The organism is Methylobacterium crusticola, from assembly GCF_003574465.1.
GTDB classification, from domain to species: Bacteria; Pseudomonadota; Alphaproteobacteria; order Rhizobiales; family Beijerinckiaceae; genus Methylobacterium; species Methylobacterium crusticola.
In genome coordinates, this window is sequence record NZ_QOWC01000015.1 from 1 (window position 1) to 26,771 (window position 26,771).

The window sequence follows — 26,771 nt, forward strand, 5'->3', positions numbered from 1 at the left end:
GGCCGTTCGGGCGAGACTGATCGGGGATCCGAGCTAACGCGCAACTGCCATTTGGCACCTTCCGGCTGAACCGCCGCTACCCACCCCGAGCGGTCATTCCTCTGAGAGAAGTGGGGCCGGCCCCACGACTACCCGATGGTGGCAGCCACCTACGCCGCCTCCCGCTCCGAACTCGCCAAGAGCATTGGTCTCGGCCAGAGCCGCCAGCAGGCCGCGGCGAAGAATGCTGCTCGCGATCCCAAGGTGGTGGAGAGGAAGCCAGCGGGTCGCGGGCGGCCTCGTAAGGGTGGGGCAGCCCCGGAGAAGTAGGGGTACCCACCCGGGGGTATTCGCCGGGCAGCCCTCGCGGGCAACTTGCGGCACCTCCAACTCCATCAAGGTCGCTTCAAAATGTCCGGGCCTTGCGCCTCAGGGCACGATCGCCACGTCACGGCGCGCGTCGTCGATGACAGTCTCTGAACGGTTCTCTCTGGATCCCTGTGCAACGGCGAGTGGGCCGGAGGGTGTGCCCACCGGGAGCTCGCGCGCACCTTCGGGTAGGAAGCCTGCGGTGGGGCAGAAGACCGTGCCGCGCCCGTGGGGAGTGTCGTTTGTTTCGGGTATACCCGGGCGAGACGGTGGCGTGAGACATCGAATGTGGTCAGGTGCCGAACACAGGTCGGTCCCGCAGCACCTCCTCAGGTCCTCATCTGGACCTGTACGAGACACAGCGTCGGCGCCACGCCGTTTTCGCTCGATGCGACAGTCGAGTTCATGCAGCTTTGGGCGCGAACCCTCAATGGGAGTCTCGTATGGTCGCGCTGCTTCGTCGACTTCCGCTCCTCCTTGTTCTCCTGTGCTCCGCTCCGCAACACCTCCACGCCCAGACCGTGCCGGCGCAGATCGCCCCCACAGGCACTCTGCGCGTCGGTGTCTACCCGGGAAGCCCCCTGTCGATGGTCCGCGACAAGGCAACCGGTGAGGCGCGAGGCATGAGCGTCGAGCTTGGAGACGAGGCGGCGCGTCAACTCGGACTGCCGGTCCGGCGGATCGAGTATCGCACCGTCGCCGAGATCGTAGCCGCGATCTCCGCTGGAGAGGTGGATTTCACGGTGAGCAACGCCTCACCCGCCCGGGCCAAGGAAGTCGACTTCAGCCCGACCGTGCTGTCCCTCGAACTCGGCTATCTCGTTCCCGACGGCTCTGCCTTGGCGTCCGCCGTGGACATCGATCGGGCCGGCATTCGGGTCGGGGTCACGAGAGGAAGCACGTCTGAGCGCACGCTTCCGGACATCCTCAAGAACGCTCGCATCGTGACCGTACCCGCAGTCGGCGAGGTCGGGTCGATGTTCGAGCGTGGAGCGATCGATGCCTACGCGACCAACAAGCCGATCCTCTTTGAGACCGCGGACACGATCCCGAAATCCCGCGTCCTGCCGGGCCGCTGGGGTGTCGAGCATGTCGCGATCGCTATCCCGAGGGGGCAGGTGCTGGCGATGAGTTGGCTGCGAGAGTTCGTCGAGAAGGCGCGTTCCGGCGGTCTGATTGCCCGCATGGCGGAGCGAGCAGGGCTCAGGGGTGCCGCGATGGAGTAGTCGGGATCCGAGCTGCGCGTTGCAAATCGCCTGGTCGCGTCAGCATGTCAACAAACGACCGGTTTCCTGACACCCCTGAGGCCCGCCTCAGTTGCCGCGCTTGACGCGAGAGCGCAGCACGACCGCCGATGTCAGGAAAACACGGAAGGAAAACGACTGCCAGGAATAACCCTGCTGCGGCGCGATCCTGACAGGCTCATCGGCTACAGGCGGACCTGGCTTCGCTCCGGCTCGGCCGTGACGACCTCGACGCCGAGCAGGGCCGTGAGCGCCAATGAGGCCGGATGTGCGCAAGGTCCCATGCCGCCGCCCGCGGGCTCATGCGGGGCTCCTCTCCCCACGAGGCTTGGTCGACAGGCGCTCGACGAGGGCATCGACGTGCGCCTGGGCGATCTCGTCGAGGTCGCAGCCCAGCATCCGCAACCGGCCGGCCTGGTGCACGACCAGCGCCCCGATCAGGAAAGCGAACAGGGCCGCCGTCTCGGCCCGCGCCGACCCGGCCTTGTCGACGCCCATGTCCCGCAGGCTCGCCTCCAGCACGCCCAGCGACGCCATGAGCCGCGCGTTCAGCTCGGCATCGAGCTCGCGGGAGAGGCCGCGGGGCCGTACCCCGTTCCAGAGATAGAGGCCGAGCGCGACCTCGTCGGGCCGGGCGCGATAGTAGTCCAGGAAGGCGAAGGCGCCGGCGCGCAGCGCCGCGTCCGGCTGCGCCTGGGCCCGGGCGGCCTCGGTCACGGCAGTCTCAAGCCGCGCCAGCGACTCGGCCAGGAGGGCGGCGTAGATCGCCTCTTTCGAGGGGAACAGCGGGTAGAGCGCGCCCGTGGTGCAGCCGCTCGCCGCCGCGATGGCGCGCATGGTCGCGCCGTCGAGGCCGACGCGGGCGAAGACCCGCCAGGCCCCCTCCAGAACAAGGCGGCGTCGCGTGTCGCGCAGGGCCGCCTCGCGCTCGTCGCGAGCCGCCCGGAGCGCCGCGTTCCCCTGTGTTCCGGTCACCTTCGCCTTGCCCTCCTGCCACGTCCGTATCATAGTGAGGTCAGCATAACAACGTTATGGGAGATCAGGATGGCCGTCTACGTCGAGAAGTCCGGTCCCGTGACGACGGTGATCAACGACCGCCCGAATGCTCGCAACGCGGGCGACCCCGAGACCGCCGACGCGCTCACCTCAGCCTTCCTCGCCTTCGAGGCCGACCCGGACGCCAGAGTCGCGGTGTTCTGGGGCGCGGGCGGCGCCTTCTGCGCGGGCTGGGACCTCAAATATGCCGCGACGCTGGCCGACCGCGACCGCTTCCAGGCCGAGATCGTGGAAGGGCTCGCCTTCCCCCCGGGCTCCGCGCCCTCACCGCGCGGTCCACTAGGTCCGTCGCGGCTCGAACTCTCCAAGCCCGTGATCGCGGCGGTCGAGGGCCCAGCAGTCGCCGGCGGCATGGAACTGGCCTTGTGGTGCGACGTGCGCGTCATGGCCGAGGACGCCTATTTCGGAGTCTACTGCCGGCGCTGGGGCATCCCGCTCCTCGACGGCGGCACGGTGCGCCTGCCGCGGCTCGTGGGCCAGGGCCGGGCGATGGAAATCATCCTGACAGGCCGCAAGGTGCCGGCCGAGGAGGCTTACCGCATCGGGCTGTGCGAGACGGTGGTGCCGAAGGGACAGGCGCGAACAGCCGCCGAAGCCATGGCGCAGGAGATTGCCCGTTTCCCGCAAGCAGCCGTTCGCGCCGACCGCGCCAACGTCCACGAGACGTATGGCCTCACCGTCCGCGAGGCGCTCAAGCGCGAATGGGCGAACGGCTTGGATGCGCACCACAAGGAAGGCGCGGAGGGGGCGGCGCGCTTCGCTTCCGGCAAGGGTCGGCACGGCGACTTTGCGAACATCGCATGACCGCGAGCGAGCTTGGCCGCTTTCGTGAGAGCCGTGCCCGTGGCGGCCAGGGGGTGAATGGCGAGCATCCGCGGGCCCGCCTGGCAGCAGGGCGGCGCACACCCTCGAACCGCGAGGCACAGGCTTTGATTGCCCAGCCCACCGCATCCCGACGACGCTCCACAACCAAACACTCCGACCGATTGCGGATCATCCGCCCCCGTCCGCACCGCACCCGCTTCGACGTCATTCAAGGGGTTGCCGCTTCGAACGATCGGGTGTGAGGTGCGCCCCTCGACGCCCCAAATCAGCTGGATGCAGACCGCACATGACTCAGGAACGGATCACCGTGGAAGCAACGGCTCCCGCACCGGTCGAGGTCGTCTGGCATGCCTACACGTCGCCGGATCAGATCACGCAGTGGAATTTCGCCTCGGACGACTGGCATTGCCCGACTGCGAGTGTCGATCTTCAGGAAGGCGGCAAGTTCACTTCGCGTATGGAGGCGAAGGACGGCAGCATGGGCTTCGATTTCGAGGGTGTCTACACCAAGATCGTCCCAAAAGAACGGATCGAATATGCGTTCGGGGATCGTAATGCGGTGGTCGAATTCATTCCGCTGGGCGACGCGACGAGCTTGAAGGTCTCGTTCGATCCCGAGAACCAGTTTCCCATCGAGCAGCAGCGCAGCGGATGGGAGGCCATTCTCAACAACTTCTGCAAGCATGTCGCGAGGCGCTGACCAGCGCCGACGCGCGGGCGAGGGGTCCGGCCGCGTCCCACCCCTTGCGGCCCCGGCGCGCAGGCACCAGGCGCTGGATCCGGGCTGCCGGGAGGCCGGCGCGCCGGGGCCGCCGGCGAGGGATCCGCGCGCCGCGTCCCGGGGCCGGTGGGGCGTTTCGACCCCGGGCGGGGGGCCGGGGCGCCGGGGCGATTGACGCGGGCGGGCGCGCCTGCCATCCGCGGGCGCCACATCGCGCCGCAACCGCGGCCGCCGCAGCGCCCGAGGCCGCATGACCGACCTGTTCGAGACGATCCGCCGCGTCCTGGTGCCGATCCACAAGGAGGGCTACCCCTTCATCGCGATCGGCATCGTGCTGACGGTGCTGGCCGGCAGCTTCGTGCAGTTCCTCGGCTGGGTCTTCCTGCTGCTCACCCTCTGGGTCTGCTACTTCTTCCGCGACCCCGAGCGGATCGTCCCGGTGGGCGAGGGCCTCGTGGTGTCGCCGGCCGACGGGCGGGTGAACCTGATCAGCACCGTGGTGCCGCCGGTCGAGCTCGACCTGCCGGCCGAGCCGATGCTGCGCATCTCGGTGTTCATGAACGTGTTCGACTGCCACGTGAACCGGGTGCCGGTGACGGGGCGGATCGGCCAGATCCACTACACGCCGGGCCTGTTCCTCAACGCCGAGCTCGACAAGGCGAGCGAGGACAACGAGCGCAACGGCCTCGTGATCGAGACGGTGCAGGGCGGCCGGGAGATCCGCGTCGGCGTGGTGCAGATCGCCGGCCTCGTGGCGCGGCGGATCGTCGACTGGGTCAAGGCCGGCGACGCCCTCGTGGTCGGCGACCGCTTCGGCCTGATCCGCTTCGGCTCGCGGGTCGACGTCTACCTGCCGGCCGAGACCCGGGTGCTGGTCGGCCTCGGCCAGAAGGCGGTGGCGGGCGAGACGGTGCTGGCCGACCTGCGCGGCACCGGGCCGGTGCGCCAGTTCCGGCGGGTGTGAGGGGAGGGCGGCATGGACGACCTCTTCCCGCCCTTCGCGCCCGAGCCGAACGAGCCGAAGCCGCGCCGGTTCAAGCCCGTGCCCGTCCGGATGATCATCCCCAACATGATCACCCTGATGGCGGTCTGCCTCGGCCTCACGGCCGTGCGGCTCGCCTTCGAGGGACGCTTCGAGCCCGCCGTCATCGCCATCGTGGTGGCGGCCGTGCTCGACGGCATCGACGGCCGGGTGGCGCGCCTGCTCAAGGGCACCTCGCGCTTCGGCGCCGAGCTCGACTCCCTCGCCGACTTCGTCAATTTCGGCTGTGCCCCGGCCCTCATCCTCTACAGCTTCACGCTGCACCACCTGAAGTCGCTCGGCTGGATCGTGGCGCTGATCTTCGCCATCGCGATGGCCCTCCGGCTCGCCCGCTTCAACGTGATGCTGGACGATCCCGACCGCCCGGAATGGCGGAAGGACTTCTTCGTCGGCATGCCGGCCCCGGCCGGGGCGCTCACGGTGCTGCTGCCGCTCTACCTGCACTTCCTGGGGCTCAACTTCGGGGCGGGCCTCGCCCCGGTGGCCCTCGCCTACATGCTGATGATCGCCCTCCTGGTCATCTCCACGGTGCCCACCTTCTCGGGCAAGACCATGGGCAAGCGCGTGCCGCGGGAGTACGTGCTGCCGATCTTCGTGGTGACGGTGGCGGGGTTCGGGCTGCTCATCAGCTTCCCGTTCGAGACCCTGGCGCTCCTCAGCCTGGCCTACCTGTGCGTGATCCCGCTCGGGGCAAACCAGTACCGCCGCCGCGCCAGGGCGGAGGCCGCCGCCGAGGTCGCGGCCGCGCCGGGAGAGACGCCGGCCGGGTAAGGCGCGCCGGCCCACGGCCCGGGCGGCGCCCGCACACGAAAAAGCCGGGCTGTGGCCCGGCTTCCATTCCACTGCTCCGAGGTGGCCCGGCCGCGGCCTCAGCCGAGATTCAGGCGGTCGACCAGGGTGCCGGCGCTGCGCAGCGTCTCGGGGATCGCGGCGAAATCGGCGTAGCCGGCCTCGCGCGCCATGGCGTCGAGGGCCTGCTCCTCGCTCTCCGCGCCACCGGTCCACAGAACGGCGCCCGTCGCGGGCTGCTTGATCTGATAGATGGCCATTAACCGTTCCCTCACCCTTCAGAACTCACGATCCGGTCATTAACGCACGCCGGACGCTGCAGGTTGCACCAGATCGGCCGTTGCGTGAAGCCCCCAATCGGGGTAGAGAATGAACGTTCATTCTCAGGAGGTGATTCGTGTCCGCCGTCCCCCTCCCGGCCCGCCTCGATCCCGCCGAGGAGCGCCGCGGCCGCATCCTCGACGCGGCCGAGCGCTGCTTCGTGCGCGGCGGCTTCCACCGCACCACGATGCAGGACGTGGCCGCCGAGGCGCAGATGAGCCCCGGCAACCTCTACCGCTACTTCCCCTCGAAGGACGCGATCGTGGCCGGCCTCGCGGAGCGGGACCGGGCCGCGGTGGCGGAGGATTTCTCCGCGCTCCCGGCGGGCGCCGACCTGTTCGGGGCCTTCGAGGCCCTCGCCCGGCGCCACCTCTGCGACACGCCCGCCGACAAGGCGGTGCTCTGCCTCGAGATGTGGTCCGAGGCCACCCGCAACCCCGCCATGGCGGCGATCTGCCGGGACTTCGAGCGGGAGATCAGCGGGCGTCTCGCCGGCATCTTCCGCGACGCGCGGGGGCCCGCCGCGGCCGGCCTCGACCCGGAGGCGCTCGCCCGCCTCGTTCTCGCCATGGCGGACGGCATCATGGTGCGGCGGGCGCTTGCCCCCGACGCCCCGCCCGGCCCGGCCGTCGACGCCCTCCTGGCGATCGTCGCGGCCGCCCTCGCCGGACGCTTCGACCCGACGGGCGCCGCTCCGTCCAACCGGGATACCGCCTGATGCCCCGCCTCTCCCGCCTCGCCGGCATCCTGGCCGCCCTCGCGCTGCCGCCCGGAGCGGCGCTCGCCGCCGAGGTGGCCGTGCCCCTCGCGGCGGCGGGGGCGCCGGCGCCCGCCGTCACCGTCGTGGTCGCGGCCGAGCGCGAGCTCGTCGAGCGCGCCGTCGTGACCGGCACCCTGGTGCCGCGCGACGAGATCCTGGTCGCGCCCGAGATCGAGGGCTGCCGCATCACGGAGCTCCTGGTGGAGGAGGGCGACCGGGTCGCCAAGGGCGCCGTGCTGGCGCGCCTCTCGCGCGAGCTGCTCGACACGCAGCTCGCCCAGAACGCCGCCGCCATCGCGCGGGCCGAGGGCGCGGTGGCGCAGGCCCAGAGCACCATCATCCAGGCCGAGGCCGCGCAGGTCGAGGCCTCCCTGTCCCTCGAGCGCGCCCGCACGCTGATGCGGTCGGGCAACTCCACCGAGGCGGTGCAGGAGCAGCGGGTCTCGGCGGCGCGCTCGGCCGAGGGGCGGCTCGCCGCCTCGCGCAACGGCCTCGCGATCGCGGAGGCCGACCTCGCCCAGGCCCGGGCCCAGCGCACGGAGCTCGACCTGAAGCTCGCCCGCACCGAGATCCGGGCGCCGCAGGCCGGCATCGTCAACCGTCGCACCGCCCGCGTCGGGGCCACCGCCACGGCCTCCGGCGAGCCGCTCTTCCGGCTGATCGCCCGCGGGGAGATCGAGCTGGAGGGCGAGGTGACGGAGACCGGCCTCGCGCGCCTGCGGGCCGGCGCCCCGGCGAGCCTCGACCTCGACACGGCCGAGGGCCCGGTGGCGGTGCCGGGACGCGTCCGGGTGGTGTACCCCGAGATCGACCGGGCAACGCGCCTCGGCAAGGTGCGCATCCGCCTCGAGGCCGATCCGCGCCTGCGCATCGGGGCCTTCGCCCGCGGCCAGGTCGAGGTGGCGCGCCGCACCGGCGTCGCGGTGCCGCTCGCCGCCGTGGTCTACGGCCCGGGCGGCGCCACCGTGCTGGTGGTGACGGGCGAGCGCGTCGAGGCGCGCGCGATCCGGACCGGCCTCTCGGCCGAGGGCTTCATCGAGATCCGCGACGGCGTCCGGGCCGGCGACGCCGTGGTGGCCCGGGCCGGGAGCTTCCTGCGGGACGGCGACCGGGTGCGGCCGATCTTTCCCGCCATGCAGGCCACCGCCGAGGCCGGGCGTCCCTGACGCCCCGCTCCCGGCCTCGAGGACCGAGCCCCACCGATGCGCCTGAACGTCTCCGCCTGGGCGATCCGCAAGCCGATCCCCTCGATCGTGCTGTTCCTGGTGCTCGGGCTCCTCGGCATCGTGAGCTTCCGCAGCCTGCCGATCACCCGCTTCCCCAACATCGACGTGCCGATCGTCGCCGTCACGGTGACGCAGGCCGGCGCCGCGCCCTCCGAGCTCCAGACCCAGGTCACGAAGTGGGTCGAGGACGCGGTGGCGGGCGTGAAGGGCGTCAAGCACATCACCTCCTCGATCACCGAGGGCACCTCCGCCACCACGATCGAGTTCCGGCTCGAGGTCAACACCGACCGGGCGGTGAACGACGTCAAGGACGCCATCTCCAAGATCCGGACGAACCTGCCCCGGACGATCGACGAGCCGATCATCAACCGGGTCGAGATCGCCGGGCTGCCCATCATGGTGTACGGTGCCTCGGCGCCCGCCATGACGCCCGAGGACCTGTCGTGGTTCGTCGACGACGTGGTGGCGCGCCAGATCCAGGGCCTGCGCGGCGTCGGCGGCGTCGAGCGCCTCGGCGGCGTCGCCCGCGAGGTCCGGGTGACGCTCCGGCCCGACCGCCTGCTCTCCCTCGGCATCACGGCGGCCGACGTCAACCGGCAGCTGCGCCTCACCAGCGCCGACATGGCCGGCGGCCGGGCCGAAGTCGGCGGCCAGGAGCAGTCGATCCGCACCCTCGCGGCCTCGGCCAGCCTCGACACCCTCGCGGCGACCTCCATCGTCCTGCCGGGGGGCCGCAAGGTGCGGCTCGACGAGCTCGCGACCCTGACCGACGGCGCCGAGGAGCCCCGCTCCTTCGCCCGCCTCAACGGCGAGCCCGTCGTCGCCTTCGCGATCTCGCGGGCGAGCGGGGCAAGCGACGCCTCCGTGGCCGAGGTCGTGGAGCGCAAGATCGCCGAGCTCGGCCGCGCCAATCCCGGCATCCACTTCGACCGCATCGACACCTCGGTCACCAACACGGTGGGCAACTACCACTCCGCCATGCACGGCCTGATGGAGGGCGCCGCCCTCGCGGTGCTGGTGGTGTTCCTGTTCCTGCGCGACTGGCGCGCCACGCTGATCGCCGCGGTGGCGCTGCCGCTCTCCGTGCTGCCGACCTTCTGGGCGATGAGCGCCCTCGGGTTCTCCCTCAACGCGGTCAGCCTGCTCGCCATCACGCTCGTCACCGGCATCCTGGTCGACGACGCCATCGTGGAGATCGAGAACATCGTCCGGCACGTCCGGCTCGGCAAGTCGCCCTACCGGGCCGCCATCGAGGGCGCCGACGAGATCGGCCTCGCCGTCATCGCCATCACGGCGACGCTGGTGGCGATCTTCGCGCCGGTGAGCTTCATGGGCGGCATCGCCGGCCAGTACTTCAAGCAGTTCGGCCTCACCATCGCCATGGCGGTGCTGATGTCGCTCCTGGTGGCGCGCCTCATCACCCCGATGATGGCGGCCTACTTCATGCGCGACCACGGCCACCGGCCGGAGCGCGAGGGGCCGGTGCTGCGGGCCTACAACCGCCTCGTGGTCTGGTCGGTGCGCCACAAGTACGTGACGCTGGTGGCGGGCCTCGCGCTGTTTGCCGGCTCCATCCTGTCGACGCGCCTCCTGCCCTCGGGCTTCCTGCCCAAGGAGGACGCCGCGCGCACCCTCCTCGTGGTGGAGCTGCCGCCGGGCGCGCGCCTCGACGACACCATCGCGGTCACCGACCGGGTCACGGCGCGCATCCGCACCCTGCCCGAGGTCTCCTCCGTCTTCGTCGACGGCGGCCGCCAGCTCCCGGGCAAGAAGGAGGTCCGGCTCGCGACCCTGACCATCAACCTGACGCCGAAGGCCGACCGGGCGCGCCGGCAGGCCGACGTCGAGGCGGCCATCATGGACGTCCTCAGGGACGAGCCCGACATCCGCTACTGGTCCCTGCGCGAGGGCGGGCAGCGCGACTTCACCCTGATCGTCGCCGGCGCCGACACCGCCCAGGTCACGGACGTGGCCGAGCGGATGCAGCGCGAGGTCGCGAGGCTGCCGAACCTCGTCAACGTGATGTCGACGGCGCCCCTCGACCGCACCGAGGTGCGCATCCGCCCCAAGCCCGGGGTCGCGGCCGACCTCGGCGTCTCCACGGACACCATCGCGGAGACCGTGCGGGTCGGCACCATCGGCGACATCGGCCCCAACCTCGCCAAGTTCAACGCCGCCGACCGCCAGATCCCGATCCGGGTGCAGTTCCCGGCGACGCTGCGCGGCGACCTGTCGGCGCTCGAGAACCTGAAGGTGCCGGCCAAGGGCGGGGCCTCGGTGCCGCTCTCGGCGGTGGCCGACATCAGCCTCGGCCGCGGGCCCACCGCCATCGACCGCTACGACCGCGCCGTGCGCGTCGCCCTCGAGGCCAACATGCAGGGCTCGGACGCCCTCGGCAGCCTGATCGAGCAGGCGATGGGCGTGCCGGCGGCCAGGAACCTGCCGCCCGGCGTCTCCCTGCGCCAGACCGGCGACGCCGAGGTCATGGCCGAGGTGTTCGAGGGCTTCGCGCTCGCCATGGGCGCCGGGCTGATGATGGTGCTCGGCGTGCTGATCCTGCTCTTCGGCTCGTTCCTCCAGCCGCTCACCATCCTGTTCTCGCTGCCGCTCTCCATCGGCGGCGCCATCCTGGGCCTCCTGGTCTGCAACCGGCCGATCTCGATGCCGGTGGTGATCGGGATCCTGATGCTGATGGGCGTGGTGACCAAGAACGCCATCATGCTGGTGGATTTCGCCGTCGAGGAGATGGCCCGCGGCGTCGACCGCATCACCGCCATCACGGAGGCCGGCCGCAAGCGCGCCCGGCCGATCGTCATGACCACCATCGCGATGGCGGCCGGCATGGTGCCGAGCGCCATGGCCCTCGGGATCGGCGGCGAGTTCCGCTCCCCGATGGCGATCGCGGTGATCTCGGGGCTGATCGTCTCGACGCTCCTGTCGCTGCTCTTCGTGCCGGCGATCTTCATCCTGATGGACGATCTCTCGCGCCTGTTCGGGCGCCTGCTCGGCCGCTTCCTCGGCGCCGTGGACGAGCCCGACCTGCCCGCGCCGACGCCGGCGCGTCCCGTGCTGGTGCCGCCGCGCGTGGCCGCGGAGTAGGGGGCACCCACCGGGCGGGCCTTACCGCCCGCGGCGGGCTCACGCCCCTCATGGATACCGCACGCCCGTCGCGGGCCGTCTGCGCGGAGCCTCTCCTCGCGGGGCAGCGCCCGCCGCTCGCCCGGCCCGGCGCGACCGGACCGGGAGTCCGGGCCGCCGTAACGCCAAGATTCGCGCGTCGCGGCCTGCGTCATTAATGGGAACCTTACGATGTTCCGGCAAATTGAGGAAAGCCTTGGAAACACCGAAGGTCACCACTCGCTTGATGAGGGTGTGGATCGGGTCGCGGGAGCACAACCGTGGCGAACGCGAAGGACGAACGAGCAGTGCCCCTGATCCAAACCCGCTGGGTCGACGTCAGCAAGCCGAACCTGATCCCCCGTCATCTCGGCTCCCACCTGCGCGCGATGTACGACCGGATGCCGGTGCAGCCGGCCGACGACCGCATCGCCGATCTCGTGCGCCAGCTGGACGCCGCCCTCGGGGGCGACGAGCCGCCCGAGGGCGCCTGAGCGGCGCGGGCTGACGCGGGCGGCGGCGGCGCTTACCGTCTCCCCGGCAATCCTCGCACGGGGCCGGCAGCCCTCAGCGTCCCCGCGAGGGGGCGTCCTCGGCCTGGAGGCCGCTCAGCGGCGCCGTGATCGTGCACACGACGCCCGTCGCCCGGTACTCGAGCGTCGCCGCGCCGTCGAAGTTGCTGGCGAGGCCGCGGCAGATCAGGCGCGTGCCGAAGCCCGTGCGGGTCGGGGCCGCCACCAGGGGACCTCCCGCCTCCGACCAGCACAGGTGCAGCCGGGTCTCGCCGTCGCCGGGGCGCAGCGACCAGACAACGGAGACCTGCCCGGTCGGCAGCGAGAGGGCGCCGTACTTGGCGGCGTTCGTCGCGAGCTCGTGCAGCATGAGCGACAGCGACAGGGCGCATTTCGGCCCGACCGCGAGGTCGGGCCCCTCGAGGAGGAAGCGCTCGGGCCGGTCCCGGTGCAACTCGACGGCGCTCGCGACGAGCGCCGTGAGGCCGGTGCTGCCGATCGCGCCGCCGAGGAGGAGGTCGTGCGAGCGCCCGAGGGCGACGAGGCGGGCGGCGAGCACGTTCCGCGCCGTCTCCACGTCGGTCGCCCCCCGCATGGTCTGGTTGGCGATGGATTGCACCATCGCCAGCGTGTTCCTCATCCGGTGGCTCAATTCGAGGTTCAGGACGCGCTGCTGCTCCTCGGCCTCGAGCCGCGCCACGGCGGCCCGGGCGCGGTCGGCCACGTTGCGCAGGAAGGCGACCTCCTCGGGCGCCCAGGCGTGCGGCACGCTCTTGAGCGCGAAGAACAGCGTGACGAAGCGGCCGCGCTCCAGGATCGGCATGTTGACGAGGGACACCACGTCGATGGCGGCCATGCGCGCCCGCTCGCCCTCCGTGCGCGGGTCCTGCCTGACGTCCTCGATGAGGACGGTCGTCCCGGCCTTGAGGTCGTCGACGTAGGAGCCGTACTCGCGCAGGTGGTGGAGCCCGGTCAGGCTCGTCAGGCCGGGCGCCGTCCATCCCTGCGCGACCGTGACGGTCTCGCGCTCGGGATCCACCGCGGCGTAGCCGGCGTGGGAGAGGTCGAGGGTGCGCCCGAGGATCTCCCCGACGATCGGCCCGATCGCGGCCGCGTCGCTCACGTCGCGCAGGCGGTCGCCCAGGGCGATCATCGCGGCGCGGCGGGTCTCGGTCCGCTTGCGGTCCGTGATGTCCAGGAACAGGCAGGTGAAGCGCTGCCCGGCATCCTTGCGCGCCCGCACCTCGAACCAGCGGTGCAGTTCCGGCACCTGGACCTCGAACAGCCGCGGCTCGCCCGTGTCGACGATGCGGGCGTAGGTGTCGATCAGCCAGAGCGGGATGTCGGGGACCAGGCTGCGCATCGTCCGGCCGATGCTGTCGACCGGCAGGCCCGACTGGGCCGCGAAGGCGGGATTGATCTCGAGGAAGCGGTAATCCACCGGCCGGCCCCCGGCGTCCCGCACGATCTCGCCGAGGAAGAAGCCCTCCTGCATGCCGGTGAACAGGTCGCGCCAGCGCTGCCCGCTGGCCACGACGTCCTGCTCGGCGGCCTTCTGCACCGTGATGTCGCGCGAGACGGACAGGAGCCTCTCCGGGCGTCCCTCGGCGTCGCGGATCGGCGTGACCTGCACGTCCCACCAGCGCAGGTGGCCCGCCATGGTGCGGGCCGTGCCCTGGAAGCGCCCGACGCCGCCCGCCTTCGCGGCCGCCACCGCCGCCCTGGCGTCGCGGTTGCCCTGCGCCTCCCAGAAGTCCGGCCAGGGGCAGCCCCGGATCGCGCTGAAGTCGCTGACCTCCATCACGCGCAGGCCGCCCTCGCTCATGAAGGTCAGGTTGGCGTCGAGGTCGAGCACTTTGATGCAGTCGTTGCTGCTGGCGAGCACGCCGCGCATGAACGCGGCATCGGCGCGCTGGCGCTCGGCCGCGAGGCGCTCCGCGGTGCGGTCGCGCAGGATCTTGATGAAGCCCTCGGGCGTGCCGTGCGCGTCGCGCAGCGGCATCATCTCGCCGCTCGCCCAGAAGGTGCTGCCGTCCCGGCGCTTGTGCCAGCGCTCGTCGCTGCCGCGCCCGTGCAGCAGGGCGGCGCCCATCTCCCGCTCGGCGACCCCGTCGGCCTCGTCCCGGCTGGTGAAGAACACGTTCGCGTGGCGGCCGATCATCTCGGCCTCGGTCCAGCCCAGGATGCGCTCGGCGCCCGCGCTCCAGCTCGTGACGTGGCCGGTGAGGTCCATCGCGATGATGCCGTAATCGACCGCGCTCTCCAGGATGGCGGCGTTGCGCCGGTCGCTCTCCCGGCGCTCCTTGAGGGCGCGGCGCAGCTCGAGCTGGGTCATGACCTGGCGCGCCAGGGTCCGCAGGGTGAGGGCCTGGACGGGCGTCAGCGCGTTGGGCTTGGTGTCGAGCACGCACAGCGTGCCGAGCGCCGTGCCGTCCGGGGTCTCCAGGGGCATGCCGGCGTAGAAGCGGATGTGCCGCTCGCCGGTGACGAGCGGGTTCCCGGCCGTGCGCGCGTCCTTGGTCGTGTCGGGGATGATGAACAGGTCGCGCTGCTCGACGGCGTGGGCGCAGATCGAGGAGGAGAGCGGCGTCTCGTTGCGGCCGAGCCCGGTCTCCGCCTTGAACCATTGCCGGTGGCCGTCGAGGAGGGAGATCAAGGCGACGGGCATGCCGCAGGCCGCGGAGGCGAGCGCCACGATGTCGTCGAAATCGGCCTCCCGGGGCGTGTCGAGGATGGCGTAGCGCGCCAGGGATTCCCGGCGGCGCCGGTCCTTCTCCTGGCCCGGGAACGTGAGGACCTTGCGTGTCATGGAAAGCCGCCCTCGCCGGGTTCGCGCACCGGGCCGGCGAGCAGGGGTGTCATGCGCCGAAAGACGCGATGCTGCAACCGCGGGCGCGCTCACCCGCGCCTGAGCAGGAACACGCCCTGCGCGCCGGCGAGGTTCCACACCCACCAGGGCAGGGCGAAGCGCATCGGGTTGCCCGCGGCGTCGAGGGCCGAGGCGCGCTCGATGCGGGCGCCGACCAGCCGGCACAGGCCGACGAAGTCCCGGATGGTGCAGTGGTGGATGTTGGGCGTCTCGTACCAGGCGTCCGGCAGGATGTCGGTCACCGGCATCCGGCCGCGCAGCAGCAGCTCGGTGCGCACGCGCCAGTGGCCGAAGTTCGGGAACGACACGATGGCGTGCCGGCCGATGCGCAGGAGCTGCTCGAGCACCACCTTCGGCTCGCGCGTCGCCTGGATGGTCTGCGACAGGATCACGTAGTCGAAGGCGTGGTCCGGGTAGGCGGCGAGGTCCGTGTCGGCGTCGCCCTGGATCACCGCGAGCCCCCGGGTGAGGCAGGCGTTGACGCCGCCCCGCGAGAGCTCGATGCCGCGCCCGTCCACGCCGCGCCGGTCGCGCAGGAGCGCGAGCAGCGAGCCGTCGCCGCAGCCGATGTCGAGGACCCGGGCGCCGGGCTCGACGAGCCCCAGCACCACGAGGTGGTCGACCCGGGCCTGGCCGAGGCCCGGCTCGTGCGGCAGGCCCGCCGGGGCGAGGTCCCCGTCGCCGTCCGCCTCGGCGGCGGGGGCGCTCACAGGCCCCGCTCCCGGGCGGCGGCCTCGATGAAGCCCTTGGCGGCCGCGAACATCGTCGGCTCGTGGAGCAGGAAGGCGTCGTGGCCCTTGTCGCTCTCCACCTCCACGAAGGCGACGGGCGCCGCCGCGGCGTTCAGCGCGTGCACGATCGCCCGGGAATCCGCGGTCGGGAACAGCCAGTCGGAGGTGAACGACATGAGGCAGAACCGGGTCTTGGTGCCCCGGAAGGCGTTGGCCAGCACCCCGCCGTGGTCGGCCGCGAGGTCGAAATAGTCCATCGCCCGGGTGAGGTAGAGGTAGGCGTTGGCGTCGAAGCGCTCCACGAAGGTGATGCCCTGGTGGCGCAGGTAGCTCTCGATCTGGAAGTCGGCGTCGAACGAGAAGGTCGGCGCGTCGCGGTCCTGGAGCCGGCGGCCGAACTTGCGGTGGAGGGCCGGCTCCGACAGGTAGGTGATGTGGGCGCCCATCCGGGCGACCCCGAGCCCCTTGGCGGGCCGCGTGCCGACGTCGAGGTAGCGCCCGCCGTGCCAGTTCGGATCGGCCAGGATCGCCTGCCGGCCGACCTCGTGGAAGGCGATGTTCTGGGCCGAGTGGCGCGCCCCGGTGGCGATGGGCATCGCGGAAAAGACCCGCTCGGGGTAGCTCGCCGCCCATTGCAGCACCTGCATCCCGCCCATGGAGCCGCCGATGCACAGGAAGAGGTCCCGGATGCCGAGGCGGTCGAGCAGCATCGCCTGCCCCCGCACCATGTCGCGGATGGTGACGAGGGGGAAGTCGAGGCCGTAGGGCCGGCCGGTCTCCGGGTTGATCGAGGCCGGGCCGGTGGTGCCCATGCAGGAGCCCACCACGTTGGCGCAGATCACGAAGTAGCGCTCGGTGTCGATGGGCTTGCCCGGGCCCACGAGGCTCTCCCACCAGCCCGGCTTGCCGGTGACCGGATGGGTGCTGGCGACGTGCTGGTCGCCCGTGAGCGCGTGGCAGACGAGCACGGCGTTGCGCCGGTCCGGGCTGAGCCGCCCCACGGTCTGGTAGGCGATCTGCCAGGGCGCCAGCGCCACGCCGGCATCCATCGCCAGGGGCTCGTCGGCGCCGAAGCGGGCGACGGGGCTCGTCGGCTCCACCGCCTGCGCGGCGGTCTCGACCCCGGCTCTGAGGAGAGGTGTGGCCATGCTGCTCGTGGGGGCTCGGGCGGGCCGCCTGCTTCCGCTGCGCGGCGGTCCGGGATGACGCGGGATGTCCGGCCAGCGGCTCGTTCTCCAAACCGGACCGACCGATAAAGCGGCCAAAAATTCCGCTTCTCCGGACGACAGAGGTAGGCCGTCGCCGCTGGCGCGTCAATCGAGGGAAGCCGAATCTCCCGCACGGCTGGCCGCGGGCGCGCCCCGGTCGTAAGAGTGCGAACCGTCCTCGCCCGACCCGAAGCTCGCCGCGCATGCCCGAATCGCCCGCCGACCTCGCCGCCCTCCGGGCCGACATCGACCGCATCGACGCGTCGATGCACGACCTCCTGATGGAGCGCGGCCGGATCATCGACCGGCTCATCGCCGTGAAGAAGACCTCGGCCTCCGGCTCGGCCTTCCGGCCCGGGCGCGAGGCCTCGATGATGCGGGCCATTGCCGAGCGCCATGCCGGGCTGCTGCCCCTCGACACCGTCGAGGGGATCTGGCGGGTCATCATCGCGACCTTCACGTACGTGCAGGCGCCGTTCGCGGTCCACGCCGACATCTCGGGCGGCGACGCGCCGATGCGCGACTCCGCCCGGTTCCACTTCGGCTTCACGGTGCCCTACCGGCCCCACCCGAGCGCCGCGGCGGTGATCGCCGCGGTCGCGGCCTCGCGGGGCGACCTCGGCATCTTCCGGCTCGACCAGGGCGTGACCGCGGGCGCGTGGTGGCGCTCCCTCGCGGGCCCGGGCCGCCCGAAGGTGATCGCCCGGCTGCCCTTCATCGAGCGGCCCGGGCACCCGGCCGGCACCCCGGTCTTCTGCGTCGCCCGGCCCCTCGACGACCCGGGCGCGGCGCAGCGCGACTGGGTGCTGTACGCCGCCCGCTTCGAGCGCTGGCACGAGGAGGCCGGCGACGCCGTGGAGGCCCTCGGGGCCGAAATCGTCGCGAGCGCGGGCGTCAGCGGCGGCCTGAGCCAGCTCCTGGCCCTGCCCGGCGCCGTGACGGCGGAGGTCGCCCGCGCCGCCCTGGCGGAGGCCGGCGCCCCGCCGGCGGCCTTCGACGAGATCGGCAGCCACGCGGCGCGGTTCCGGGTCCCCGCACCTTGAGGGCCCGGAGCATTTTCCCGCGAAGTGGCTCCCGGCTCGTCGGACAATGCGGCAACGACACCGACGCCTCGGGGCAGCGTCCGATCGCGGCGCGACCGGGCGCTGCTCCAGGCTCCATCAGCGTCGCCGTGCGAGGGGCCGCGTCCGACCCGTCCCAGACCGGCGCCGGTGCGTGATCACGGGACGGCGAGACCCTCGATCAGGGTCGCCGCCACGGCATCGATCATCGAGCCCTCGACCGCCCCGCCGGCCTTGCCCGGCACCTTGCCGTCGAGCAGCAGCATCGCGAGCCCGTGGACGAGCGACCACGCCGCGAGGGCGTGCGCGCCGTCGCGATCGGCGCGGATCCGGCCCGCGGCGACGCCGCGCGCGATCAGGTCGCGCAGGACCGCGAAGGCCTCCTCGCCCGCCGCCCTGAAGGCCGCGTCCTCGCAGGCGACCAACTCGCCGCTGAACATCAGCCGGTAGCGTGCCGGATGGGCCACCGCGAAGGCGACGTAGGCGCACCCCGTCGCGCGGATCCCCGCGCCGACGTCGCTCGCCTCGACCTCGCGCAGAGCCCCGCGCAGGGCGCCGGTCAACGCCCCGAACCCCCGCGCCGCCACCGCGGCCAGCAGAGCGCGCCGATCGGCGAAGTGATTGTAGGGCGCGTTGTGGCTGACGCCCGCCGCCCGCGCGACCTCGCGCAGGGTGAAGGTCCAGCCCGCCCGCTCTGTCATCAGGCGCTCGGCGGCAGCCAGCAGGGCGTCGCGCAGGTCGCCGTGATGGTAGCCGCGCGCGGGTGACGACGTGCTCACGCACCACCTCTACGGCCGCGATGTTGACGCCGTCCAGATCCCCCGGCATGTTGCTGGCGTCAACATCCCGGAGGGGTCCCGGCCATGAGCGCGATCCTGCGAGAGCGGACCTGTGCGGAGATGCCCGGCGACGTGGTCGTGTTCGCGATCGGCATGCGCATCAACACGCTCTGGAAGGTCTGGCGCTGGCTGCCGGTGCTGATGGAGATGCCGCCGATGCTGCGGGAGCAGGAGGCCGATCCGTCGATCGGGCTGCTGTCGAGCCGTCCGACCTTCGGGCTGCGCAACATCGGCGTCCTTCAGCATTGGCGCAGCGTCGAGGACTTGCACGCCTACGCTCACGCGGCGGGCGGCCTGCACTCCGCCGCCTGGAAGCGGTTCAACGCGCGGATCGGCGCGAACGGAGATGTCGGCATCTGGCACGAGACCTACGTCGTCCCGGCCGGACGCATGGAATCCATCTTCGTCAACATGCCGCGCTACGGCATGGGGCTCGCGGGCCAGGTGTTCCCCGCCCGGGGAGAGAGGGCCAGCGCGGCCGGGCGCCTGGCGCGGAGCAGAGCTTGACGGCGGGACGCCGGACCGTCCGCCGGCGTCCCGTCCGCGCACGTTCGCAAGGTCTGCGCGCGGGTCGCCCGGTCGAATGTCGACGGCGCATCCCGCGGAAATGGCATCGACGGCGTTCCGGCGCCATGGCCGCAGGACGAAAGGTTCCCGGGAGCAGACTAACCTCTATCGAGTACGAGAGGCTCGCCGATCGTTGAGCCGGGATGCTGGGTCGCTCTGGCGTACACGGCCCCGGAGGGCGCGAGTTCAGATCGGTTGCGCCCGCCAATGGTTGACTCGGGCGAGAAGACGACACATCGTGCACTGTGTCTCGGCGATGAGATTCAGTAATGCTATCGCGCCTGTACTGTTATCTCGGAGCCTTGGCGTTCTTTGCTGTCCCGACGGCTGCCGGCAGCCAGATGTCTTCCGGGCCCGAGGCGCTGGTGAGGGCCTTGATCGAGCGGGACCGCGACGCCAAGCTGGCAACCCTGCTTCCCGAGAGGCCGGACGACGACATGCGGCGGCATTTCACCGAGGCGTTCAACGCCTCGTGGGCGAACGCCATGTCCCACAGCAAGGATGAGCCCGTTCTCGACGGCGACATCATCACCGGCCGGCAGACCGTCACGCGTGTCATCATGAAGTCGGCTCATGCGGCTGAGACCGGCGACGTCGCGATGGTCAATACCAATGTCGTCTACTTCGATGAAGCTGGGTCCAGAAAGCCGCATAGGACGGTAGTCCGGTTCTTCCTGAAACGGGAAGCTGGCTTGTGGAAGGTGGACGACATCAGTTCCGGGGACGAACCCTCGATACGGACGTATTTCAAGACGTCCTATGGCCGCTGAGAACGGGGCGGATCATGCGAACAGCGATCGTCATTCTGGCTCTTGCATGGGTTCCCACATCGGCTCTCGCGGCGAGCCTGCCGCTTGACGATGGAGATTACACGCGCGGACAATGCAACAACGGATCGTCGGACTACCTCGAGTCCTTCGACATCCAGACGGTCAGCGAAGGCCCGCAGAGAGGCCGCCGCTTCCTCTATCCCGAAGCCGAAGGCCAGGAGGGGAGTTGTATCACGGGGACTATCAGCGTGTCGGGCGCGAGGTTTTTCGGGGCGGCGAAATGTGAGGGCGGCGGCTCGCGGATCCGCTACAGCACTGGGACTTACAGATTCTCACTCGATGTCCTGAACAAACGAAGTTTCATGTCGAAGGGAAGGAAGTATGTCTGGTGTGCCTCGCACCGTTAGGAAGGCTCGCCGGTTCGCTGCTCCATTCGGGCAACGCGCCCGCGCGACGACGTCGCCTTCGCGACGCCCCTCGGACCGCCCGCTTCCGGGCAGGGGCCGACTTCCGCCCTCGACCCCTCCCGGGCCGTCGCACGGCCGGGCGGGCTGTGTTCGGACCCGGGAGCCACGGCGGACGATGGGGACGCCGGTTGCGTCGCCGACGTTGCGACACGACCGGGACCGGGATCTGCGCCCCTCGGGCCGGCGCCGGGTCAGGACGCCTCCGGCAGCGACAGCCGCACCCGGCGGTTCTGCCTGCCCTTCTTCTCGATGGCGGTGACGAGGGCGGCGCCGATCTCGCCGGTGCGCCGCACGTGCGTGCCGCCGCAGGGCTGGAGGTCGAGCCCCGCGATCGCCACGAGGCGCACGCGCCCGCTGCCCATGGGCGGCTTCACCGACATCGTCTTGACGAGGCCCGGATCGGCCAGGAGCTCCGCGTCGGTGATCCAGCGCTCGGTGACGGCGGCGTCCGTCGCGATCATCGCCCGCAGCCGCGCGGTCACCGCCTCCCGGTCGAGCCCCGCATCCGGGATGTCGAAGTCGAGCCGGCCCTCGCCGTCGCCGACCGCCCCGCCGGTCACCGGGTAGGGCAGGGCGACCGAGAGCAGGTGCAGGGCGGTGTGGGCCCGCATCCGGGCGTAGCGCAGGGGCCAGTCGAGGACGAGCCGGACGGGCTCGCCGGGGGCGGGCAGGGCGGCGCCCGCCTCCGTCCGGTGCAGGACCGCGCGGTCGGGGCCGTAGCTCGCGTCGAGGATCGCCAGCGTGCGGCCGTCCTCCCGCACCAGGGTGCCGCGGTCGCCGGGCTGGCCGCCGCCGCGGGCGTAGAACAGGGTGCGGTCGAGCCGGAGGCCGGTTTCGTCCGCCGCGACGACGCGCGCGCCGACCTCGCGCAGGTAGGCGTCGTCGCGAAAGAGCAGCTCGGTCGTCATCGTGTCCCTGCGCCCGGGTGGTCCCAAGAGGGCGCGGAGCGTGCGCGAGACGGGGGCCGGCGTCGAGGCCGGATGCACCACACCTTAACCAATCGCGTTAGCGAAGCCGCAGCCGGCGGCCGGCTAGGCTACCCCGGAGCGCGAGGCCCGACCGCCCCCGATGATCGCCACCCCGACCTTCCCGGACCTCTCGGCCCTCGTCGTCGACGAGAGCCTCTACATCCGCCGCATCGTGCGCGACATGCTGATGCGGGTCGGGATCAAGCGCGTGCTCGAGGCTCCCGACGGCGCCGAGGCCCTCGGCGTGCTCGCCGAGAGCAAGCCCGACCTCGTGGTGCTGGACTGGGACCTCGCCATTCTGTCGGGCGAGGAGTTCATCCGCCTCGCCCGCACGCCCGCGACCTCGCCGGCCCCGACCGTGCCGATCATCCTGATGCTGGCCCAGCCGCGGCGCAACGTGATCGACCGGGCGATCAACCTCGGGGTCAACGAGATCATCGCCAAGCCGTTCTCGCCCAAGACCCTGTGGTCCCGGCTCGACGAGGTGATCAACCGCCCGCGGCCCTTCTCGCAGGTCAAGAGCCTGCTGCGGCCCCAGCCCCGCCTCGCCGCGGCCGCGGCGATCAAGAGCGTCGCCTGAGCCGTCCGGGCGCCGTCGCGGGCATCGGCCGGGACCGGGGCGGCTACGCGGCGGCGCCGGGCCGCGGGGGCGCCGGGACGGGGCGGGGCCGGGACGGGGCGGGGCCGCGGCGCCCGCGCGAGAATTCCGGTGCGTCGCGGCGGGCAAGCCGGCCGCGCGGCACGATCGCTGCTTTGCGTTCCGCCCGGAGCCACGTAAGCTCGCGTCATCATGGGAAAGCCCGCGGCCCTGCGAGGCGGGCGTGAGGGATGTCGGCAGCGCCGATGAGGGACGAGACGGCTGCCTCCGTGCCGGCGCGCGCCGCGGAACGGGCCGAGCCAGCGCGCGTCACCACCTCCCCGCCGCGCGAGCCCGCGGCGGCCGGGTATGCCGGCCCGCGCCGGGCCGAGCGGCGCGCCTACGCGGCCCTCGACCTCGGCACCAACAATTGCCGGCTGCTCATCGCCGAGCCGGCGCCCTACGGCTTCCGGGTCATCGACGCCTTCTCGCGCATCGTGCGCCTGGGCGAGGGCCTGGGCAGCACCGACCGCCTGAGCGAGGACGCCATCGAGCGCACCGTGGAGGCGCTCTCGGTCTGCCTCGCCAAGATGAAGTCCCGCGGCGTCGTGCGCGCCAAGACCATCGCCACCGAGGCCTGCCGGCTCGCCGTCAACGGCCCCGCCTTCGTGGAGCGGGTGCGCCGCGAGGTCGGGCTCACCCTCGACGTGGTCGACCGGCGCACCGAGGCCTACCTCGCCGTCACCGGCTGCGCGGCCCTCGCCGACCGGCACGCCGAGTCGGTGGTGATCTTCGACATCGGCGGCGGCTCCACGGAGATCGTCTGGCTCGACGGCAGCGCGGCCCTCGCCCGCAGCGCCGATCCGACCGTGCGCATCCGCGCCTGGGATTCCCTGCCGGTGGGCGTCGTCACCCTGGCGGAGCGCTACGGCGGCGCCGACGTCACCCGCCCGATCTTCGAGGGCATGGTGGAGGAGGTGGCCGGGCGGCTGACGAAGTTCGCCCTGACCGCGGGCGCGGCCGCGAGCGCGCCGCACTTCCACCTGCTCGGCACCTCCGGCACCGTGACGACCCTCGCCGCCATGCACCTGCGCCTGCCGCGCTACGACCGGCGCCGGATCGACGGGCTGTGGATGCAGGACCGCGAGGTGACGCAGGCCATCGACGGGCTCCTCGCCACCCGCCTCGCCGAGCGGGCGCAGAACCCCTGCATCGGCCGCGACCGGGCCGACCTCGTGCTCGCCGGCTGCGCCATCCTGGAGGCGATCCGCCGCGCCTTCCCGTCCGAGCGCCTGCGCATCGCCGACCGCGGCCTGCGCGAGGGCCTGCTCATGAACATGATGCGCGAGGACGGGGTCTGGCGCCGGGGCGGCCGGCCGGCCTGATCGGAGCCCGCCGGCCCGCGCCCGCGTCCCGGCGCCCCCGGGGCTTGCGTTCCGGGCCCGGCGGCGTCATCTGCCGGTCTTCTCTGCGCGGGGTGTTGGGCATCATGAGCGATCGTCGCGGCGGCGGCGCGCGGGGCGACCTGAAGCAGCGGGTCAAGACCGGGCGCGGGCGGACCGTCTCGTCCAAGCGCTGGCTGGAGCGCCAGCTCAACGACCCCTACGTGGCCCAGGCCAGGCGCGAGGGCTACCGCTCCCGCGCGGCCTACAAGCTCCTCGAGATCGACGACCGCTTCCGGCTGCTGCGGCCCGGCCAGCGGGTGATCGACCTCGGCGCCGCCCCGGGCGGCTGGTCGCAGGTGGCGGCCGCCCGGGTCGGCAGCCATCCCGGCGCCGGCGGGCCCCGGGGCCGGGTCGTCGGCATCGACCTCCTGGAGCTCGAGCCCATGCCGGGCGTCGACTTCGTCACCCTCGACTTCCTCGACCCGAGCGCGCCGGGCCTCCTCACCGAGATGCTGGGCGGGCCGGCCGACATCGTGATGTCCGACATGGCCGCCAACGCCACCGGCCACCGCAAGACCGACCACCTGCGCATCATGGGCCTCGCCGAGACCGCCGCCGCCTTCGCGCGCGAGGTCCTGGCCCCGGGCGGAGCCTACCTCGCCAAGGTGCTCCAGGGCGGCACCGAGGGCGGGCTGCTCGCCGACCTCAAGCGCGACTTCGCGGCCGTGCGCCACGTCAAGCCGGCGGCGAGCCGGGCGGATTCGAGCGAGCTCTACGTGCTGGCCACCGGCTACCGCGGCGCCGCCGGGGCCGGCGACGCGGGGCAGGAGGGCGACGCGCCGGGCGACGCGCCGGGCGACGGACCCGCCTGGCAGCCCTGAGGGCCTGGCGCCGTGCCGCCCGCCGCCGCGATCGCGCTCGCCCGCGCGCTCCTCGTCGCGGAGGGCTTCCTCGAGGTCGCCCGGGGCGCGCGCAGCGACAGCGTCTACCTGCGCGGGCCCGGCACCGGCGGGCAGGTCCGGGTCGCCGGCCACGCCCGCACCCCGCGCAGGCGCCGGCAATACCCGGAGGTCGTCGCGAGCCTGGTGATCACCGGGCCGCTCTCGGAGGCCGGCGTGCGGGCCCGGGTCGCCGCGACGCTGCGGGATTTCCGGGCGCGGCGGGGGAGGCCGGGCGCCGGCGCGGGGGCGCCGCCCGGCTGAGGGGCCGCGGCGCTCAGACGGCCCGCTTGGCGGCCTCCGCCACGAACTCCGCGATCGCCTCCACGAAGGGCTGCCCGTAGGCGTCGCGCTTGCGCTCGCCGACGCCGTGGACGGAGCGGAGCGCCCAGAGGTCCACGGGCTTGGCCCGCGCCATCTCGATCAGGGTGCGGTCGGGGAAGATCATGTAGGCGGCCACGCCCTCCTGGCGGGCGAGCGTCGCGCGCAGGCCCCGCAGGTGCTGGAACAGGGCCTCGTCGCCCTCCGACAGCCCGAGGGTGTCGTCCCGCTCGGCCGCGGCGCCGCGGCGGCGCTCCTTCGGGGGGCGGGGCTCGGGATCGGGGCGCAGCTGCACCGGCTCGCGGCCGAACAGGATCGCCTCCCCCTTCGGCGTCATGGCGAGGCCGCCGTAGCCGTCGGCGTTCTCCGCCACGGCGCCGGCGGCGAAGAGCTGGCGCAGGATCGAGCGCCAGGCCGCCACGGGCTTGTCCGCCCCGACCCCGAAGGTCTTGATCTGGCCGTGGCCGTTGCGGCGGATCTGGTCGCTCTCCTTGCCGTGGACGAGGTCGCAGATGTAGGCGGCCCCGAAGCGCTGGCCGGTGCGGACGATCGCCGACAGCACCTTCTGGGCCGCCACCGTGCCGTCGACGAGCGAGACGCCGCCCCGGCAGAGGTCGCAGCGGCCGCAGGCGGCGCTCTCCTCGCCGAAATAGCCGAGCAGCGACTGGCGCCGGCAGCTCGCGCCCTCGCAGAGCGCGATCATCGCCTCGAGCTTGCGGCGCTCGACCCGGCGCCGGTCGTCGGGCACCTCCTTCTCGTCGATCTGGCGGCGGCGCAGCGCCATGTCGTCGAGGCCGTAGAGCGTCAGGGTGTCGGCCGGCAGACCGTCGCGGCCGGCGCGGCCGATCTCCTGGTAGTAGCTCTCGATGGTGGAGGGCATGTCGGCGTGGCAGACGAAGCGCACGTCGGGCTTGTTGATGCCCATCCCGAACGCCACGGTGGCGACCACCACGACGCCGTCCTCCTGCAGGAAGACGTCCTGGTTGCGCATCCGCACGCCCTGGTCGAGGCCGGCATGGTAGGGCAGGGCGTTGAAGCCGTCGCCCTGCAGCATCTCGGCGAGCTGCTCGGTGCGCTTGCGCGACGAGCAGTAGACGATGCCGCTCTCGGCCTTGCGGGTCCGCAGGAAGCGCGAGAGCTGGCGCGTCGGCTGGTCCTTCGGCGCGAAGGTCAGGCGGATGTTCGGCCGGTCGAAGGAATGCACGAACAGCGCGGGCGGGCGCCCGCGGGGAAACAGCCGCTCGGAGATGTCGGCCCGGGTGGCGGCGTCGGCGGTGGCGGTGAGCGCCAGGGTCTGCACGTCGCCGAGCGCCTCGCGGGCGCGGGCGAGGTCGCGGTACTCGGGCCGGAAGTCGTGCCCCCATTGCGAGACGCAGTGCGCCTCGTCGACGGCGAGCCGCCGCACGCCCGCGCCCCGCAGGGCCTCGATCAGCCCCTCCATCAGGAGCCGCTCGGGCGAGACGAACAGCAGGCGCAGGCTGCCGGACCGGATGCCGCGCCAGGTCTCCCGGGCACTCGCCTCGCCGATCGTGGAGTTGAGCGTGGCGGCCGCGACGCCGAAGCCCTGCATCTGCTGCACCTGGTCGTGCATCAGGGCGATCAGCGGCGAGACCACGACGGTGAGCGACTGCTCCACCAGGGCGGGGAGCTGGTAGGTCATGGACTTGCCCGAGCCCGTCGGCATCACCGCGAAGACGTCGCGCCCGTCGAGCACCGCGCCGATGACCTCGGCCTGGCCCGGGCGGAAATCGTCGTAGCCGAAGGTCGTCCGGAGCGCGGCGCGGGCCTCGTCGAGGCGGTCAGTCATCGGGGTCTGCTTCGGCTCTGGCGGGAAGGGGTGCGGCGGCCCGCGAGTCGGCGGGCGGGAACGGGGACCGGTCGTGTCTACACGCAGGCCCCGATGGGGCTCAACCGTCCCCGCAGGGGCAGTTCGACCCGCTCGCCCCCCGGGCCCGCCGCGCCGGCGGGGAGGCGCCCCGGTGCGAGCCCGCATCCCCGGCGCCCGGAGCGCGGCCGGGCCGGCGGGTTGCCGGCGCGTCGCGACATCACATGGTCGAAAGTAGGTGCTTCGACCTAAGTGGAAATACGGCACTGTGTAAGCTTGATAGT

The 26,771-nt window shown here is 72.3% G+C and carries 25 protein-coding genes and 1 pseudogene; 18 read left to right on the forward strand and 8 right to left on the reverse strand.

Annotated elements, in window-relative coordinates; genetic code table 11:
* Window positions 1–105: 105 nt before the first annotated feature.
* Window positions 106–309: pseudogene (locus DT057_RS11065) on the forward strand (MucR family transcriptional regulator); the annotation flags it as partial.
* 482 nt (window positions 310–791) lie between these two features.
* Window positions 792–1,574, forward strand: coding sequence for a transporter substrate-binding domain-containing protein (locus DT057_RS11070; protein ID WP_128562159.1), 783 nt, complete (start codon window positions 792–794; stop codon window positions 1,572–1,574).
* A gap of 318 nt (window positions 1,575–1,892) precedes the next feature.
* Here DT057_RS11070 and DT057_RS11075 read toward each other — a convergent pair whose 3' ends face one another.
* Window positions 1,893–2,567, reverse strand: coding sequence for a TetR/AcrR family transcriptional regulator (locus tag DT057_RS11075; protein WP_162501379.1), 675 nt, complete (start codon window positions 2,565–2,567; stop codon window positions 1,893–1,895).
* 69 nt (window positions 2,568–2,636) lie between these two features.
* On the opposite strand from DT057_RS11075, the gene DT057_RS11080 reads away from it, so the two are divergent.
* The 5 genes from DT057_RS11080 (at window position 2,637) to pssA (ending at window position 6,007) form a co-directional block, all read left to right on the forward strand.
* Window positions 2,637–3,452, forward strand: a complete 816-nt coding sequence (locus DT057_RS11080; protein WP_128562161.1) for a crotonase/enoyl-CoA hydratase family protein — start codon at window positions 2,637–2,639, stop codon at window positions 3,450–3,452.
* Window positions 3,449–3,715, forward strand: a complete 267-nt coding sequence (locus DT057_RS36115; protein WP_203236247.1) for a hypothetical protein — start codon at window positions 3,449–3,451, stop codon at window positions 3,713–3,715. The genes DT057_RS11080 and DT057_RS36115 overlap by 4 nt, the downstream gene beginning before the upstream one ends.
* Window positions 3,716–3,759: 44 nt before the next feature.
* Window positions 3,760–4,173: an SRPBCC family protein gene (locus tag DT057_RS11085; RefSeq protein WP_128562162.1), complete on the forward strand. Its 414-nt coding sequence runs from the start codon at window positions 3,760–3,762 to the stop codon at window positions 4,171–4,173.
* A gap of 271 nt (window positions 4,174–4,444) precedes the next feature.
* The gene (locus tag DT057_RS11090) at window positions 4,445–5,158 is read left to right on the forward strand and encodes a phosphatidylserine decarboxylase (protein ID WP_128562163.1); all 714 of its coding nucleotides are present in this window, start codon (window positions 4,445–4,447) and stop codon (window positions 5,156–5,158) included.
* A gap of 12 nt (window positions 5,159–5,170) precedes the next feature.
* On the forward strand, window positions 5,171–6,007 hold the full coding sequence (gene pssA, locus DT057_RS11095; protein ID WP_128562164.1) for a CDP-diacylglycerol--serine O-phosphatidyltransferase: 837 nt from the start codon (window positions 5,171–5,173) through the stop codon (window positions 6,005–6,007).
* A 98-nt stretch (window positions 6,008–6,105) separates the two neighbouring features.
* Here pssA and DT057_RS11100 read toward each other — a convergent pair whose 3' ends face one another.
* Complete coding sequence (locus tag DT057_RS11100; RefSeq protein WP_128562165.1) at window positions 6,106–6,285, reverse strand: hypothetical protein; 180 nt, start codon at window positions 6,283–6,285, stop codon at window positions 6,106–6,108.
* 137 nt (window positions 6,286–6,422) lie between these two features.
* Between DT057_RS11100 and DT057_RS11105 the strand changes: the two genes are divergently transcribed.
* The 4 genes from DT057_RS11105 to DT057_RS11120 all read left to right on the forward strand — a co-directional run bounded on the left by DT057_RS11105 (window position 6,423) and on the right by DT057_RS11120 (window position 11,943).
* The gene (locus DT057_RS11105; protein ID WP_238313369.1) at window positions 6,423–7,064 is read left to right on the forward strand and encodes a TetR/AcrR family transcriptional regulator; all 642 of its coding nucleotides are present in this window, start codon (window positions 6,423–6,425) and stop codon (window positions 7,062–7,064) included.
* Window positions 7,064–8,272, forward strand: a complete 1,209-nt coding sequence (locus DT057_RS11110) for an efflux RND transporter periplasmic adaptor subunit (RefSeq protein ID WP_128562166.1) — start codon at window positions 7,064–7,066, stop codon at window positions 8,270–8,272. The genes DT057_RS11105 and DT057_RS11110 overlap by 1 nt, the downstream gene beginning before the upstream one ends.
* Before the next feature lie 36 nt (window positions 8,273–8,308).
* Entirely contained in the window at window positions 8,309–11,431 is a 3,123-nt protein-coding gene (locus tag DT057_RS11115) for an efflux RND transporter permease subunit (RefSeq protein ID WP_128562167.1), read from the forward strand.
* A 299-nt stretch (window positions 11,432–11,730) separates the two neighbouring features.
* The gene (locus DT057_RS11120; RefSeq protein ID WP_128562168.1) at window positions 11,731–11,943 is read left to right on the forward strand and encodes a NepR family anti-sigma factor; all 213 of its coding nucleotides are present in this window, start codon (window positions 11,731–11,733) and stop codon (window positions 11,941–11,943) included.
* Window positions 11,944–12,016: 73 nt separating this feature from the next.
* On the opposite strand, the gene DT057_RS11125 is transcribed toward DT057_RS11120, so the two are convergent.
* From DT057_RS11125 to metX, 3 genes are all read right to left on the reverse strand, one after another.
* Window positions 12,017–14,770, reverse strand: a complete 2,754-nt coding sequence (locus DT057_RS11125) for a PAS domain-containing protein (protein WP_128562169.1) — start codon at window positions 14,768–14,770, stop codon at window positions 12,017–12,019.
* Window positions 14,771–14,859: 89 nt separating this feature from the next.
* Window positions 14,860–15,486, reverse strand: coding sequence for a methionine biosynthesis protein MetW (metW, locus tag DT057_RS11130; protein WP_238313436.1), 627 nt, complete (start codon window positions 15,484–15,486; stop codon window positions 14,860–14,862).
* A gap of 50 nt (window positions 15,487–15,536) precedes the next feature.
* Window positions 15,537–16,709 carry a homoserine O-acetyltransferase MetX gene (gene metX / locus DT057_RS11135; protein ID WP_128562171.1) on the reverse strand — a complete coding sequence of 391 codons (1,173 nt, stop codon included), beginning with the start codon at window positions 16,707–16,709 and terminating at the stop codon, window positions 15,537–15,539.
* 263 nt (window positions 16,710–16,972) lie between these two features.
* Here metX and DT057_RS11140 point away from each other — a divergent pair, with 263 nt between their 5' ends.
* Complete coding sequence (locus DT057_RS11140; protein ID WP_128562172.1) at window positions 16,973–17,812, forward strand: chorismate mutase; 840 nt, start codon at window positions 16,973–16,975, stop codon at window positions 17,810–17,812.
* 176 nt (window positions 17,813–17,988) lie between these two features.
* On the opposite strand, the gene DT057_RS11145 is transcribed toward DT057_RS11140, so the two are convergent.
* Window positions 17,989–18,609, reverse strand: coding sequence for a TetR/AcrR family transcriptional regulator (locus tag DT057_RS11145; RefSeq protein ID WP_128562173.1), 621 nt, complete (start codon window positions 18,607–18,609; stop codon window positions 17,989–17,991).
* 84 nt (window positions 18,610–18,693) lie between these two features.
* On the opposite strand from DT057_RS11145, the gene DT057_RS11150 reads away from it, so the two are divergent.
* Window positions 18,694–19,176, forward strand: a complete 483-nt coding sequence (locus tag DT057_RS11150; RefSeq protein WP_128562174.1) for a DUF4188 domain-containing protein — start codon at window positions 18,694–18,696, stop codon at window positions 19,174–19,176.
* A gap of 362 nt (window positions 19,177–19,538) precedes the next feature.
* Complete coding sequence (locus tag DT057_RS11155; protein WP_162501380.1) at window positions 19,539–20,006, forward strand: YqhG/Tai3 family protein; 468 nt, start codon at window positions 19,539–19,541, stop codon at window positions 20,004–20,006.
* A gap of 658 nt (window positions 20,007–20,664) precedes the next feature.
* Here DT057_RS11155 and DT057_RS11160 read toward each other — a convergent pair.
* Window positions 20,665–21,381 (reverse strand): alanyl-tRNA editing protein, encoded by a 717-nt coding sequence (locus tag DT057_RS11160; RefSeq protein WP_128562176.1) that lies wholly within the window; start codon window positions 21,379–21,381, stop codon window positions 20,665–20,667.
* A gap of 160 nt (window positions 21,382–21,541) precedes the next feature.
* On the opposite strand from DT057_RS11160, the gene DT057_RS11165 reads away from it, so the two are divergent.
* The 4 genes from DT057_RS11165 to DT057_RS11185 all read left to right on the forward strand — a co-directional run bounded on the left by DT057_RS11165 (window position 21,542) and on the right by DT057_RS11185 (window position 24,605).
* A complete protein-coding gene (locus tag DT057_RS11165) occupies window positions 21,542–22,021 on the forward strand; it encodes a response regulator (protein WP_128562177.1) in 480 nt (159 codons plus the stop codon).
* Between the two features lie 263 nt (window positions 22,022–22,284).
* Window positions 22,285–23,403 carry a Ppx/GppA phosphatase family protein gene (locus DT057_RS11175; RefSeq protein WP_128562179.1) on the forward strand — a complete coding sequence of 373 codons (1,119 nt, stop codon included), beginning with the start codon at window positions 22,285–22,287 and terminating at the stop codon, window positions 23,401–23,403.
* 104 nt (window positions 23,404–23,507) lie between these two features.
* The gene (locus tag DT057_RS11180; protein WP_128562180.1) at window positions 23,508–24,284 is read left to right on the forward strand and encodes an RlmE family RNA methyltransferase; all 777 of its coding nucleotides are present in this window, start codon (window positions 23,508–23,510) and stop codon (window positions 24,282–24,284) included.
* A gap of 12 nt (window positions 24,285–24,296) precedes the next feature.
* On the forward strand, window positions 24,297–24,605 hold the full coding sequence (locus tag DT057_RS11185; RefSeq protein ID WP_128562181.1) for a hypothetical protein: 309 nt from the start codon (window positions 24,297–24,299) through the stop codon (window positions 24,603–24,605).
* 13 nt (window positions 24,606–24,618) lie between these two features.
* On the opposite strand, the gene recQ is transcribed toward DT057_RS11185, so the two are convergent.
* Window positions 24,619–26,469 (reverse strand): DNA helicase RecQ, encoded by a 1,851-nt coding sequence (recQ, locus tag DT057_RS11190; RefSeq protein ID WP_128562182.1) that lies wholly within the window; start codon window positions 26,467–26,469, stop codon window positions 24,619–24,621.
* Window positions 26,470–26,771 lie beyond the last annotated feature (302 nt).